Origin of the sequence: Sphingomonas rhizophila (genome assembly GCF_014396585.1) — a bacterium.
Taxonomy (GTDB): domain Bacteria; phylum Pseudomonadota; class Alphaproteobacteria; order Sphingomonadales; family Sphingomonadaceae; genus Sphingomicrobium; species Sphingomicrobium rhizophilum.
Genome location: NZ_CP060717.1, coordinates 1,639,083 through 1,651,723 on the forward strand (window position 1 = coordinate 1,639,083; position 12,641 = coordinate 1,651,723).

Annotated in this window: 14 protein-coding genes and 1 pseudogene; 6 read left to right on the forward strand and 9 right to left on the reverse strand. The window is 65.5% G+C overall.

All coding sequences use genetic code 11. The annotated features are described in order from the left end of the window. Positions 1–50: 50 nt before the first annotated feature. Both H9L12_RS13155 and H9L12_RS08410 read right to left on the reverse strand, forming a co-directional pair. Positions 51–572, reverse strand: coding sequence for a cation transporting ATPase C-terminal domain-containing protein (locus tag H9L12_RS13155; protein WP_343060326.1), 522 nt, complete (start codon positions 570–572; stop codon positions 51–53). A gap of 83 nt (positions 573–655) precedes the next feature. After that, a pseudogene (locus H9L12_RS08410) lies at positions 656–2,524 on the reverse strand (cation-translocating P-type ATPase); the annotation flags it as partial. A 176-nt stretch (positions 2,525–2,700) separates the two neighbouring features. On the opposite strand from H9L12_RS08410, the gene H9L12_RS08415 reads away from it, so the two are divergent. The 4 genes from H9L12_RS08415 to H9L12_RS08430 all read left to right on the forward strand — a co-directional run bounded on the left by H9L12_RS08415 (position 2,701) and on the right by H9L12_RS08430 (position 4,830). After that, positions 2,701–3,606, forward strand: coding sequence for a universal stress protein (locus tag H9L12_RS08415; protein WP_187541354.1), 906 nt, complete (start codon positions 2,701–2,703; stop codon positions 3,604–3,606). Between the two features lie 16 nt (positions 3,607–3,622). After that, positions 3,623–3,847, forward strand: coding sequence for a hypothetical protein (locus tag H9L12_RS08420; protein WP_187541355.1), 225 nt, complete (start codon positions 3,623–3,625; stop codon positions 3,845–3,847). Between the two features lie 77 nt (positions 3,848–3,924). Continuing rightward, positions 3,925–4,254, forward strand: coding sequence for a TraR/DksA family transcriptional regulator (locus H9L12_RS08425; protein ID WP_187541356.1), 330 nt, complete (start codon positions 3,925–3,927; stop codon positions 4,252–4,254). Between the two features lie 72 nt (positions 4,255–4,326). Continuing rightward, positions 4,327–4,830, forward strand: a complete 504-nt coding sequence (locus tag H9L12_RS08430; protein ID WP_187541357.1) for an Hsp20/alpha crystallin family protein — start codon at positions 4,327–4,329, stop codon at positions 4,828–4,830. A gap of 44 nt (positions 4,831–4,874) precedes the next feature. On the opposite strand, the gene H9L12_RS14465 is transcribed toward H9L12_RS08430, so the two are convergent. Continuing rightward, a complete protein-coding gene (locus H9L12_RS14465; RefSeq protein ID WP_425506821.1) occupies positions 4,875–5,123 on the reverse strand; it encodes a hypothetical protein in 249 nt (82 codons plus the stop codon). After that, a complete protein-coding gene (locus H9L12_RS08435; protein WP_425506771.1) occupies positions 5,015–6,007 on the reverse strand; it encodes a divalent metal cation transporter in 993 nt (330 codons plus the stop codon). The genes H9L12_RS14465 and H9L12_RS08435 overlap by 109 nt, the downstream gene beginning before the upstream one ends. Before the next feature lie 354 nt (positions 6,008–6,361). Between H9L12_RS08435 and H9L12_RS08440 the strand changes: the two genes are divergently transcribed. Next, positions 6,362–6,892, forward strand: a complete 531-nt coding sequence (locus tag H9L12_RS08440) for a dihydrofolate reductase family protein (protein WP_187541358.1) — start codon at positions 6,362–6,364, stop codon at positions 6,890–6,892. A 14-nt stretch (positions 6,893–6,906) separates the two neighbouring features. On the opposite strand, the gene H9L12_RS08445 is transcribed toward H9L12_RS08440, so the two are convergent. Both H9L12_RS08445 and H9L12_RS08450 read right to left on the reverse strand, forming a co-directional pair. After that, positions 6,907–8,082, reverse strand: a complete 1,176-nt coding sequence (locus H9L12_RS08445; protein ID WP_187541359.1) for an acetyl-CoA C-acetyltransferase — start codon at positions 8,080–8,082, stop codon at positions 6,907–6,909. A 10-nt stretch (positions 8,083–8,092) separates the two neighbouring features. After that, positions 8,093–9,502 carry an FAD-binding oxidoreductase gene (locus H9L12_RS08450; protein WP_187541360.1) on the reverse strand — a complete coding sequence of 470 codons (1,410 nt, stop codon included), beginning with the start codon at positions 9,500–9,502 and terminating at the stop codon, positions 8,093–8,095. A 50-nt stretch (positions 9,503–9,552) separates the two neighbouring features. On the opposite strand from H9L12_RS08450, the gene H9L12_RS08455 reads away from it, so the two are divergent. After that, the gene (locus H9L12_RS08455; protein ID WP_187541361.1) at positions 9,553–10,041 is read left to right on the forward strand and encodes a dihydrofolate reductase; all 489 of its coding nucleotides are present in this window, start codon (positions 9,553–9,555) and stop codon (positions 10,039–10,041) included. Here the strand turns inward: H9L12_RS08455 and H9L12_RS08460 are convergent. From H9L12_RS08460 to secY, 3 genes are read right to left on the reverse strand one after another with little or no spacing between them, the layout of a single operon-like run. Beyond that, positions 10,038–10,559 (reverse strand): SRPBCC family protein, encoded by a 522-nt coding sequence (locus H9L12_RS08460; protein ID WP_187541362.1) that lies wholly within the window; start codon positions 10,557–10,559, stop codon positions 10,038–10,040. The two genes, H9L12_RS08455 and H9L12_RS08460, sit on opposite strands and share 4 nt — an antisense overlap. Positions 10,560–10,599: 40 nt before the next feature. Then, positions 10,600–11,244, reverse strand: a complete 645-nt coding sequence (locus H9L12_RS08465) for an adenylate kinase (RefSeq protein ID WP_187541363.1) — start codon at positions 11,242–11,244, stop codon at positions 10,600–10,602. A gap of 28 nt (positions 11,245–11,272) precedes the next feature. Beyond that, positions 11,273–12,640: a preprotein translocase subunit SecY gene (gene secY, locus H9L12_RS08470; protein WP_187541364.1), complete on the reverse strand. Its 1,368-nt coding sequence runs from the start codon at positions 12,638–12,640 to the stop codon at positions 11,273–11,275. Position 12,641: the final 1 nt, after the last annotated feature.

Below are 12,641 nucleotides of genomic sequence, written 5' to 3' on the forward strand. Positions count from 1 at the left end.
CATTCAGCGAGGCCAGTGCATCGCCAGCGGCAGGGCACGGGTACCTGGGATCACGCTCGGATTAGTGTCCGTTTGGCGACCGCGAACCAGCCGCCAGCGGCAATTCCGATGAGGACGCCTGCCCCGACAATCCATGGTTCGAGCGGCGAAAACCGAAGAATGTCCCTCATGGCTGGCAAGGATAGCGACAAGATCAACACCAACGCTGCCGCACCGCCGATCGCCCAGAACACCAGTCGATCACGGGAGAACAGACGTCCACCGTCGCCTCCGCTGACCGAAAGCGCCAGGCTGAGATGGCCGGTTACGAGAGCAATGAAGGCGGCCGATCGAGCCTCGCCGGTCGCCAGGCCCATGCCGTTCAGCCACGCGTAGAACCCCAGCGTTGCGGCCAACAGCACGGAGCCCTCCAATGCGGCGATGGTGATCTGCTGCGATCCGAAAAGAGGTTCGCCGCGATTGCGCGGCGGTTTCCGCATCGCATCCGGGTCGCCCGGCTCACTTTCGAAGACCAGTGCGCACAGCGGATCGATGAGCAATTCCAGAAGCACCAGGTGCATCGGGTACAGCATGGGGGCAGGCCAAGCAGAATGGGCAGCAGTGCCAGACCCGCAACCGGGACATGGACCGCGGTGATATAGATCATCGCCCGGCGAAGGTTGGCGAAGATTCGCCTGCCGAGCCGGATCCCACCGACGATCGAAGCGAATTGATCGTCGAGCAGGATGAGGTCGGCGGCTTCCCGCGCAACGTCGGTTCCGCGCCGGCCCATCGCGATGCCGACGTCGGCTGCCGCCAACGCCGGCGCGTCGTTGATGCCATCCCCGGTCATGGCGACGACATGCCCTGCCCGTTGAAAGCCCTCGACCAGCGTCAGCTTTTGCTCGGGCCGGATTCGAGCAAACACCCTCGCTTCGACGGACGGCAACGTCCCCGACTTCAGGTCGTCCCCGGTCACTGCACCGCTTGCGGTGTCGATCCCGGCAAACTTGGCCGCCGCAAGCGCGGTCGGGGCAAAGTCGCCGGTGATCATCGCGACGCCGACGCCGGCCTCTACAGCTTCCTTCAAGGCGCCCGGAACATCCGAACGGACGGGGTCCCGAAAACCCAGCAATCCTTCCAACCTGTAAGTGATTTGATCGGGAGTTTGCTGTGGATCGGTCGGAAACCGCGCGGTGGCCACCGCGAGGACGCGCATGCCCTGTTCACCCAGCGAGTCGGCCGCGGCCCTGGCCGCAGCGATCACGGCAGGCTCCTCGCGGCACAGGTTCAGGACGGTCTCGTGAGCACCCTTGGCGGCGTAAATGACCCCGCCACTCGCGGGCCAAACCTGGCAAAAAGCCAGGAAGTCCGGCTTCAGCGGATAGGAGCGAAGCGGTTTCCCATCAGGCGAGGCCGACCGTGCGTTCTGGATCGCCAGGTCCATAGGATCGTGAGGGTGAAGCGCGGAGGCCAGCCGGGCTGCCCCGAGGAGGGTGCCGGTTTCCGATGAAGCGCGACCAAGGTCGTGAAACGCGCCCGATTGCCAGAGGCAGCTCAGTTCCATCCTGTTTTCGGTGATGGTGCCCGTCTTGTCGACGCACAGGAGGGTCGTTGCACCGAGCGTTTCGATCACGGCCGATCGCCTGACGAGGACGTTTCGCCTGGCGAGCCGAAGCGCTCCCAACGCCATGAAGATGGTGAGGACCATCGGGAACTCTTCGGGGACGAGCGAGATCGCCAGCGTCAGCCCGCTGAGAGCGCCGGCGAACCAGTCATCCCTCAACACGCCATAGGCCAGTGCGACCAGCAGGCAGGCAGCGAACGCGAGCGTGCCAATGATCCTGACCAGGCGGCGGATATCCCGCTGCAAGAGCGTCGGAGCCTCGGAAATATCGGCGAGCTCGACACCGATGCGCCCGACCTCGGTGGCCGCGCCGGTCCGGGTGACCTGCGCCACGCCCTGGCCCCGCGCGACGAGCGTCGCGGCGAACAGCGCGGAGCCCGTTTCATCGGCCAGCGTGGGGTGGCGCGCTTGTTCGGTGGCAGCGGCTGCCGGCCGCTTGGTGACCGCAATGGATTCACCCGTCAGTGCCGATTCGTCCACTTCCAGCACGTCACCATCGATGAGGATCGCGTCAGCGGGAACCCGTGCTCCCTCGCCGACGATGACGAGGTCGCCCGGCACGATCCGGGTGACGGGCACAGACCGCCGCTGCCCTCCACGGATCACGGTGGCCCTTGGCTCGGCGAGGGCGTTGAGGGCCTGAAGCGCGTGCTCGCTGCGCGCCTCCTGGACGATGACCAGGCCCAGCGCCAGCAAGGCGCCGATCGAAAGGAAGATGCCTTCGGCCAGGTCGCCAACCAGCAAGTAGAGCCCGGCAGCGACGACCAGCAGGAGGAACATCGGCTCGCGCAGCGTGTCCCGTGCAATTTGCAGCACCGTCCTCCGCTTCGATTCATGGACAAGGTTTGGACCATGGCGTGCCAGTCGAGCCGCAGCCTCGACATCCGTTAACCCCTGGAGATGCGCGGCAACATCCATTTCCAAGCCTGCCTTCTCCTCTCGCCGGGATGGACTACGCCATTCCACTCCGATGCATTAGGCATGACGCCGGCGACCCTATCGTTACGGGAGTCTACCTATTATCGCGAAGACGCTTCGGGCCTAGCTGTTAACCATGGCTGGCCCTGACGGTCGGCCTGTCACGGAGACGGTCCATGGCCACCGACCAGATTCAGCTCGACCGGATCGACACCGCCGCGTCCGACACGCAGCGCGACATCGTCGCAGGCGTCAAGACGATCCTTCTCCACGTCCAGAACGACAAGGCGCTCGACCAGACGCTGGAATCGGCCTTGTCGCTGGCGCGGGCCTGTGATGCCCACCTGGACTGCCTGCATGTGACGCCGATCCAGGCCTATACGTCGTTCGATGCCTTCGGCGGGACGTTCGTCATGAGTGAGGTCATCAAATCGATCGATGAGGAAGAGAAGCTTCTCAGCGAGCGTCTTTCCGCCAAGCTGAGGAAGGAAGGCGTCAGCTGGGATTATACCCAGGTCACCGGTGATGTCGCGAGCCAGATCATTGGCCGCGCGGCCCTGGCGGACCTGGTCGTCACCGGCCGTCAGCCAAAGCGTACGGCGTTCCAGGGCCCCACCATCGGATTGCTGGGCGACCTGCTCCACCGATCGCGGACCCCACTTTTCATCGCAGCGGATGACGGCAAATTGCCCGATCCCAATGGACGGGTGCTGATCGCCTGGAACGGCAGCTTCGAAGCGGCCAATGCCGTCCGGTCGGCGGTCGGCCTGCTGAGATTGGCGTCAGAGGTCCGGGTCGTGCGGATCGACGAGCAGAAGGACGAGACATTCCCGTCGACGCGCCTGCTGGAGTATCTGTCCCGACAGGGGATCAACGCCGACCTGAAGGTCGAGGTCGCGGACCCGATGCCGCTCGATACGGATTTCGCCTACGCCTGCCTGATGTCCGAAGCCGAGCGAATGGAAGCCGGTTACGTCGTCATGGGCGGATACGGCCACAGCCGCGTCAGCGAATATATGTTCGGGGGCCTGACGCGCTCGGTGTTGGGCGGATGCTCCGTCCCTCTCTTCATCGCACACTGACAATCGGGGGTGAGCCATGATGCATGCAAAAATCCTCGAGACGCCGAAGCCTGCCGAGAGCAAGGCACAACCGACCAGGGCGTTCCCGCCATTTCCTGCGAAGACTGAGCCGGCGGACCGGGATTACTATCACCGACGCCTGGCGCAGGAACATGACGCCGCGCAGGCCGCATCGTGCCACGAGGCGCGGATGGCGCATGAGGAGCTTGCGCGAGCCTACAGCCTCCTGTGCGGCCAGTAATCGGCCCGGCAATTCTGCTTGCAGCCCGGAAAATCATTCCAAGTCAGTCCGAAATCCCAAGCATCAGGAGGCCAGCCATGCCCGAGCATAGCGCAGCGGAAACCCAACTTCGGTCGCGGCTCACCGAGCTGGAGAGCCGTCGAGAGCGGATCGTGCAGGATCTATCGCAGCCCCTCGACGCCGACCCATCGGAGCAGGCTGTCGAAATGGAAGACGACATTGCGCTTGAAGGCCAGGCGGCGCTCGTCGAGCGGGAGATCGAATCGGTGAGGCGCGCCTTGGCACGGATCGGTGACGGCAGTTACGGGCAGTGCGTTCGGTGCGGCGCGGAGATCGCTTCCGCGCGCCTCGCAGCCCGACCGGAGGCTGCCCTTTGTCTGGAGTGCGCCACCCAGGACGGCACTTAAGGACTAACCCGTATCGCCGCGCCGCTCGCGTCCGGGCATTCTTTCCACGCTACCCAATGCAAGGAGGTCCCAATGTCACGAACCAATCAAGTGATGGACAGGCCAGTTGCTCGCCGTGGCGTACCCAGCTTCACCGAATCCCTCGTCGAGCCGTTGGCAAGGCTCCGTAGCGAGGTCGACCGGATGTTCGACGACTTCCCGCCGCGCCTGCCGGCCATGAGGTTCGTGCTGCCGAAAGGGATGCTCGTCCCCGCGGTCGAAATGACGGAAACGAAAAAGACGTACAAACTGAACGTCGAAGTTCCGGGCATGGATGCCACGGACATCGAGATGCACGTCCAGGAGGATGCGATCCTGATTTCCGGCGAGAAGAAGGAATATCGTGACGAGGACGAGAAGGGATATTCCTATTCCGAACGGTCGTACGGCGTGTTCGAACGCCGCATCGAGCTTCCGCCCGGTGCCGACGCAAAGGGCATAAAGGCCAAGGTCCGCAACGGGGTTCTTCACATCACGGTGCCGAAGAAGCCCGAGGCCGCCAGCGAACGGAAGCGGATCGAGATCGAGTCCGCGTGAGGCGCGCAGGCTCCCCGCCGGGCGGGGAGCCGCACCGTCGCCCGTCAGATCAGTGAGGCAAAAAAGACGGCCGTCGCGCCCGCCATCACCAGGGTGGCCAACCAGCCCAGGATCGTCAGCGCCGGCGACAGGGTGAGTTCCCCCATCGCGCGCCGGTTGCGCACGATCAGCATCATGATCGCCATCAACGGAGCGGCAAGGACGCCATTGACCACGGCTGCCCAGTAAAGCGCCTTGATGGGGCTGATTCCGATCGAATTGAGCGATGCGCCCGCGAACGTGGCGGCGACAATCGTGGCATAGAAGAGCCGGGCCTTGCGGGCTTGAAGTCGAGCCCGCCCGAAACCCCGAACATCTCGGTAATCGCATAGGCCGCCGAACCGGCCAGGACGGGGACGGCGAGCATGCCCGTGCCGAGGATGCCCAAGGCAAACAGGATCATCGCGAAATCGCCGGCCAGTGGTCGAAGCGCTTCCGCCGCCTCGGCCGACGACCCGACAGCGGTGATGCCGTTTGCGTTCAGCGTCGAGGCGGTGGCGAACACGATCGCCACGGAGATGATCGTGCTGAACGCCATGCCGACCAGCGTGTCCATCTGGATTTGCTTAAGCTCGGGTCCCGCGGACTTGGGTGTCCGAAACAGCGGCTTGGCATGGTGGCGCCGTTCCTCCTCGATCTCCTGGGCTGCTTGCCAGAAGAATAGATAGGGACTGATGGTGGTGCCGAGGATGGCGACGACGCCGGTCGCGTAGGCCGCGTTCCATGAGAATTCGGGGGTGACGAGCGATCTCAGTGCAGTGGCCCACGGCACGTTGGCGACCGCCACGACACCGACATAGGCGAACAGCGACAAGGTGCTCCATTTGAGGACCGAGGCGTAGGTCCGGTAGGGAAGGAAAACCTCCAGCAGCACGCAGATACTGCCGAGGACGATCGTGTGGACGCCCGCACTTCCACCGACAAGCAGGGTGAGTGCGTCGCCCATCGCGCTCAAATCCGCGCCCAGGTTGATGACGTTCGCGATCAATAGCAGCGCGACCGCCGACCAGAGCAGTGGGCGCGGATAATGCCGCCGAAGGTTGGCGGCGATCCCCCGGCCGGTCACGCGTCCGATTTCCGCCGACACGATCTGGATGACCGAAAGTAGCGGAAGAGTCAGGGTGAAGGTCCACGACATCGCATAGCCGAACTGCGCGCCGACCTGACTATGAGTGCCAATTCCGCTGGGTCGTCATCGGCGGCGCCCGTGACAAGGCCCGGGCCCAGCCTCGAAAGAAAACTGCGCGATGTCTTGGCCGGTTGTCCGGCCTTCCCGGCTTCGTGGTGCGAATTTGCTGGCTTCACGCGAGTCCCCCAAGCGTGGAAACTTCGACGACTTGCTAACTCGCTGTAGACCAAGCCGCAAATTGACGGCCCGGTCCGCGTCGCGCGGCCCGCCGGCGCGGATGCAAAGTGGCCATCATAAGGGTAGTCATTCGTCCGATCGGGTTTGCTCGGGGCGTCCCGACGATTGATGTTGGGGAGAACGGCAGTGGCTACGCTTGTGTTCGGGATGAACCAGTCGCTCGACGGCTTTGTCGACCACACCGAATTCGCGCCGAGCCCCACCCTGTTCCGCCATTTCATTGCCGAGGCCGAACAGCAGGCCGGAAGCATCTACGGTCGCAAGATGTACGACCTGATGCGCTACTGGGACGACGACCAGCCGGAATGGGGCGAGGACGAACGCGCATTCGCCGCTGCGTGGCGGAGGCAGCCGAAATGGGTCGTCTCACGCGGTTCGCCGTCACTTGGCCCGAACGCGACGCTCGTTGGCAGCGATCTCAAGCGATCGATTGAACGGATCAGGGACAGCCACGACGGAGAGATCGAGGTGGCCGGAACGCAGCTTGCGGATGCCCTCACCCAACTCGGCCTGATCGACGAATACCGGATCTACCTGCATCCGGTCGTGCTCGGTACCGGTGCGCCTTACTTCGCGGACAGGAGGCCACCGCTTCGGCTGATCGCGCACGACCGGATCGGCGAGGATGTCCTTCGGCTTCGCTACGTGCCCCGCTGACAGCCGAGCGGGGACTACAGCGCCTCGACGATCGTGAGGTTGGCGATGCCGCCGCCCTCGCACATGGTCTGCAGGCCGAAGCGCTTGCCGCGAGCCCTGAGCGCGTGGACCAGCGTCGCCATCAACTTCGTGCCGCTGGCACCGAGTGGATGGCCGAGGGCGATGGCCCCGCCGTTGACGTTGAGCCGGTCCGGATCGGCCTCCAGCTCCCGAAGCCAGGCCAGCGGAACCGGCGCGAACGCCTCGTTGACCTCGAACAGGTCGATATCGCCGATGGCGCGGCCGGACCGCTCCAGGGCGCGACGGGTGGCGGGGATCGGCTCCATCAGCATGATGACCGGGTCGCCCGCCGTGACCGTCAGATGATCGATTCGGGCGATCGGCGTCAGGCCATGGTCTTTGACCGCCCGCTCCGACGCGATCAGCACACCCGACGCACCGTCGCAGATCTGGCTGGCATTGCCGGCGGTGATGACTCCGTCGGCGACCAGCGTCTTTAGGTCTGCCAGCCCTTCCATCGTCGCGTTGCCGCGAACGCCCTCGTCGCGGTCGTGGCGGATGGTGGCTCCTTCCCGGTCGAGCCCTTCGAGGACCAGGATCTCGTCGGCGAAGGCGCCGGCCTCGATCGCCTCGGCCCCCTTGCGATGACTGTCGAGCGCAAAGCTGTCGAGCTGGTCGCGGGTGAAGCCATAGTGGCGGGCGATCATCTCGGCGCCTGTGAATTGGCTGAATTCAGTGACGCCATATCGCTGCTTGATCGACGCCGGCCACGGACCGGTACCGATGCCGGCCTGCATCGGCAGGATCACCGGGGTTCCCATCGGAACGCGGGTCATGCTCTCGACGCCAGCGGCGATGACGACGTCCTGAGTCCCGCTCATCACCGCCTGCGCCGCGAAGTGCACCGCCTGCTGCGAGCTTCCGCACTGGCGGTCGATGCTGACCGCCGGGACGCTGTCGGGCAACGATGAGGCCATCACCATGTTGCGGCCGATGTGGAAGCTCTGCTCGCCCACCTGGCTGACGCAGCCAACGATGACATCGTCGATCGCCGACGGGTCGATGCCCGACCGCTCGGCCAGCGCGTCGAGGATCGATGCGCCGAGGTCGGCCGGATGCCAGTCGCGCAGTGCCCCGCCCCGCTTTCCGCCGGCCGTCCGGCGCGCGTCGATGATGTAGGCTGCGGACATGGGGGTTCCTTTAAATGAGCTTGCCGGGATTCATGATCGTGCGCCGGTCGAGCCCCGCCTTGATTGCCTTCAAGATCGCGACCCGGTCCGGGCTGAGCCGCGCGAGTTCGGCGCGCTTCATCTGGCCGATGCCATGTTCAGCGCTGATCGACCCGCCAGCCGCGACGACCAAATCGTCGACCAGCCGCGTGACCGCCTCCCCTTCTTGCGCCAGCCAGTCCGTCGAGGCGCGCGATCCGGCGCGGACGTGGAAATGGATGTTGCCGTCACCGAGGTGGCCAAATCCCGACGCATGGCTGCCGGGGAAAGCGGCTTCGACTGCGGCGCTGGCCTCGACGAGAAAGGCGGGCATGGCGCCCACCGGAACGGAAATGTCGTGCTGCGTCGCCGGACCGTAGACCGCCCGCTCCGCCTCCGACAGGCTGTCGCGCAGGCGCCAGAAGGCCTCGGCCTGACCCTCAGAAGCAGCGATCGTCGCGTCCCGCACCAGGCCGCGTTCGAGCATCGGCGCCAGCAGCCGCTCGAGCAGGGCGCCGGGGTCGTCCGCACCCCCGCTGGCCGTGGCTTCGACGAGCACGTGCCACGGGTGCTCGCCGTCCAGCGGAGAGCGGGTGCCGGGCACGTGCGCCAGCACCGCCTTGAGCGACTCCGCAGGCAATAGTTCGAAACCCTCGATCCGGTCCGTCGAATCTTCGAGCGCCCGCAGGACGGCAAGCGCGTCGGCAGGGCTGGCGAGGCCGAGCCATGCCACCGCGCGGGCAGCGACGGCAGGCACAAGCCTCAACCGCGCCGCGGTGACGACCCCGAGCGTCCCCTCCGCCCCGATCAGCAATTGGTCGATGCTTGGTCCGCGGTTATCTTTCTTCAGTCCGGAAAGACCGTCGTGGATCGTGCCGTCGGGGAGGACGGCTTCCAATCCGGCGACCAGACCCCGCATGGTTCCGAAGCGAAGGACCTGGGTTCCCCCGGCATTGGTGGAGACGAGGCCGCCGATCGTGCAACTCCCGCGCGCGCCGAGCGTCAGCGGGAAGCGGCAACCGATGTCGTCGGCCGACTGGTGAAGCTCGGCAAGAATGACACCGGCCTCCGCCACCGCGCCCTGCGGCCCGATCGAGCGGATCCGGTTCATACGGCGCAGCGAAAGGATCAGCGCCGAGCCGTCGTCCGGCGGCGTCGCGCCACCGACCATCGACGTGTTACCGCCCTGCGGGACCAGCGGGGCGCCCGCTTCCCCCGCCAGCTGGACCATCGCCGCCACTTCCCCGGTGGTCGCCGGTTGCAGGATCGCGGCGCTTTTGCCGGTCCAGCGCCCGCGCCAGTCGGTCAGCCATGGCGCGATGTCGGCGGCGTCGGTCACGACCGCCCGTTCGCCAAAGCGGGCGCGGAGCGTGTCGACCAGCCGGGCCTGCGATGGGCTCATGCCCCGCCTCTACCCTTGCCGCCACCGGCGCGGCAAGCGTAGGACAAGTCATGGCCCGACCCATCACCATCGTTCTCGCCCGCGCCATCAACGGCGTCATCGGCCGCGACGGCCAGCTTCCCTGGCACATCCCCGGCGACCTCAAGCGGTTCAAGGCGCTGACCATGGGCAGTGTGATGATCATGGGCCGCAAGACCTTCGACAGCCTGCCGGGTGTCCTGCCGGGCCGCCGTCACATCGTCCTCACCCGAGACGAGGACTGGAGCGCCGACGGTGTCGAGGTCGCGCACGATATCGACGGCGCGATGGCAGCGGCGGGAGCCGAGCCGGTGTCGGTCATCGGCGGCGCGGCGATCTTCGAATTGTTCGAGCCCATCGCCGACAGGATCGAGTTGACCGAGGTCCTGGCAGAAGTCGAGGGCGACGTGTCGATGCCTGACCTGCGCAGCAGCGAACGGTGGCGGGAGGTCGCGTCGGAAGATCATGCGGCAACGGGCACCACCCCGGCGTGGCGAACGATTACGCTCGTCCGCGCCTAGCGCATCTCGACATGCGCCATGTAGCGGCGGAACTGCTCGGCCAGCACGGTGTCGACCTGCCGCGCCAGCTTTGCGCCCTCGGCATCCTTCATGCCGCTGACCCGGTAGGTCATCGTGATGGCGGAGCCGGTCCCGGCCTTCTTGATCTCGATGTCCATGATGCCGCCGGTGCCTTGGTAGAGCATCGGACCGAGCAATCCTGACAGGACGAGACGCTGCCCCGGCCAGGCGAGGACGACATGAAGATGCTCGATCCCGCCGCTCCCGATCTTTTCGCAGAAACAGCCGCCCGGCCGGAGGTCGAGGGTCAGGTTGGCCGCGTTGCCGGAATAGGTGTGGTCCTTCGACCACCAGCGCCCGGCCTCGCCGAATGCGGCATAGGCTTGCGCCGGCGGAACCTTCACGTCGATTGACTGGCGGACGGTCAGCGACGTGGGGCTGGCGTCGACGACTTCGGCACCAGCGACCGTTGGCGTGAAGAATGCCGCCAGGGCGATCCCGATGAATGACAAGCGCATAGTATTCCCCCCAAGCGGAGGAAGAATGCCGAAACGCCGCCTAGCTGTCGAGGATGGCGTCGATCGCCGCAGCGACCTCCTCGACGGATGCCATGCCATCGACCCGGCGCACCAGGCCCTTTTCCTCATAATAGGGAAGGATCGGCGCTGTCTTGGCGCGATACTCCGCCATGCGGGTGCGCACCGTCTGCTCGTTATCGTCGGGCCGGCGCTTGAAATTGTGGCTGCCGCAGACGTCGCACGTACCTTCGACCTTCGGCGGGTTCAGCGTATCGTGGTAAGGTGCACCGCACTTTTCGCAGGTGAAGCGCCCGACGATCCGTTCGACCAGCGCTTCCTCGTCGACAACGAGTTCGATCACATAGTCCAGCTTGCGATGCCGTTCGGCGAGCAGGATCTCCAGCGCTTCGGCCTGGTGGCCGGTACGCGGGAAGCCGTCGAAGATCGCGCCGGTCCCCGACGCGCTGTCCAGGCGCTCGCCGATCAGGGCGGACACGATGGCGTCACTGACCAGCTCGCCAGCGGCCATCACCGCCTTGGCCTTGAGGCCGACCGGCGTGCCCTTGGCGACCGCTTCGCGAAGCATGTCGCCGGTCGACAGCTGGATCATGCCGCGCTTTTGCTGCAGCCGCTGGGCCTGCGTGCCCTTGCCGGCGCCCGGCGGTCCCAGAAGAATGATGTCCACGGCTTGCCCCCGTTTCAACGACGCAACACTAGCGGCGGCGACTGCCCTTGAGCTTCGCCTTCTTGATCAAATCGCCATATTGGTGGGCGATCAAGTGGCTCTGGATCTGGCTGACGGTATCCATCGTCACGTTGACGACGATCAGCAGGCTGGTGCCGCCAAGGTAGAACGGCACGCCGGCCTGGCTGAAGGCGATTTCCGGCACCAGGCAAATCAGCGTCAGGTAGGCCGCGCCGATGACCGTGATGCGGTTCAGCAGATAATCGAAATATTGCTCGGTCGCCTTGCCAGGACGGATGCCGGGGATGAAGCCGCCGTGGCGCTTCAAATTCTCGGCTGTCTCTTCCGAATTGAACTGCACCGAGGTGTAGAAGAAGCAGAAGAAGATGATGCCCGCGCCGTAGAGGAACATGAAGAGCGGCGAGCCATGCTGAAGGTAGGTCGACAGCGTGATGAGGAAGTCGCTCGACGACGAATCCGTCGCGGTCTTGGCCCCGGCCATCTGCAGCACCGTCAGCGGCATCAGCAGGAGGGACGAGGCGAAGATCGGCGGGATGACGCCGGCGGTGTTGAGCTTGATCGGCAGGTGGCTGCGCTCGGCCTGCATCAGGCCGCGCGCGGTCTGGCGCTTCGGATACTGGATCAGTACGCGGCGCTGCGCCCGCTCCATGAAGCAGATGAACAGGACGAGTGCGACGACCAGCGCGATGATGGTGACGACCAGCAGCGGGTCCATCGTGCCGGTGCGGCCGCCTTCCAAAAGCTGCGCGACGTGGCGCGGCATGGAGGCCACGATGCCGGCCATGATGATCAGCGAGACGCCGTTGCCGATGCCTCGGCTGGTGATCTGCTCACCCACCCACATCAGAAACAGCGTGCCGCCGACGAGGCTGATCGTCGCGGTGACCCGGAACAGCATGCCCGGCTCGACGACCGCGCCGATGCCTTGCGTGGCTCCAAGGCTCTCGAGACCGACGGCGATGAAATAGCCCTGCACGGTGGTCAGCACGACCGTCAGGTAGCGCGTGTACTGGTTGAGCTTCTTGCGCCCGACCTCGCCTTCCTTCTTCAGCGCCATCCACGGGCCGTAGAGCGACCCGCCGAGCTGAACGACGATCGAGGCGGTGATGTACGGCATGACGCCGAGCGCGATGATCGACATGCGCTCCAGGCTGCCGCCGGAGAAGGTGTTGAAGAAATCGAGGACGCCGCCCTGCTGCGTCTGGAACAGGCTGCCCAGCGCGCGCGGGTCGATGCCGGGGATCGGCACGAACGACAGCAGGCGGAACAGCACCAGCGCGCCCAGCGTGAACCACAGCCGCTTCTTGAGCTCGGTCGCCTTGGAGAAGCTGCCCCAGCTGATGTTGGAAGCGAGTTGTTCGGCTGCGGATGCCATC

Excerpts from the sequence above, each read along its gene's own strand:
- H9L12_RS13155 (WP_343060326.1), bottom strand. The coding sequence starts at position 572 with ATGCTGTACCCGATGCACCTGGTGCTTCTGGAATTGCTCATCGATCCG.
- H9L12_RS08415 (WP_187541354.1), top strand. The coding sequence starts at position 2,701 with ATGGCCACCGACCAGATTCAGCTCGACCGGATCGACACCGCCGCGTCC.
- H9L12_RS08420 (WP_187541355.1), top strand. The coding sequence starts at position 3,623 with ATGATGCATGCAAAAATCCTCGAGACGCCGAAGCCTGCCGAGAGCAAG.
- H9L12_RS08425 (WP_187541356.1), top strand. The coding sequence starts at position 3,925 with ATGCCCGAGCATAGCGCAGCGGAAACCCAACTTCGGTCGCGGCTCACC.
- H9L12_RS08430 (WP_187541357.1), top strand. The coding sequence starts at position 4,327 with ATGTCACGAACCAATCAAGTGATGGACAGGCCAGTTGCTCGCCGTGGC.
- H9L12_RS08435 (WP_425506771.1), bottom strand. The coding sequence starts at position 6,007 with ATGTCGTGGACCTTCACCCTGACTCTTCCGCTACTTTCGGTCATCCAG.
- H9L12_RS08445 (WP_187541359.1), bottom strand. The coding sequence starts at position 8,082 with ATGTCCGCAGCCTACATCATCGACGCGCGCCGGACGGCCGGCGGAAAG.
- H9L12_RS08450 (WP_187541360.1), bottom strand. The coding sequence starts at position 9,502 with ATGAGCCCATCGCAGGCCCGGCTGGTCGACACGCTCCGCGCCCGCTTT.
- H9L12_RS08455 (WP_187541361.1), top strand. The coding sequence starts at position 9,553 with ATGGCCCGACCCATCACCATCGTTCTCGCCCGCGCCATCAACGGCGTC.
- H9L12_RS08460 (WP_187541362.1), bottom strand. The coding sequence starts at position 10,559 with ATGCGCTTGTCATTCATCGGGATCGCCCTGGCGGCATTCTTCACGCCA.
- secY (WP_187541364.1), bottom strand. The coding sequence starts at position 12,640 with ATGGCATCCGCAGCCGAACAACTCGCTTCCAACATCAGCTGGGGCAGC.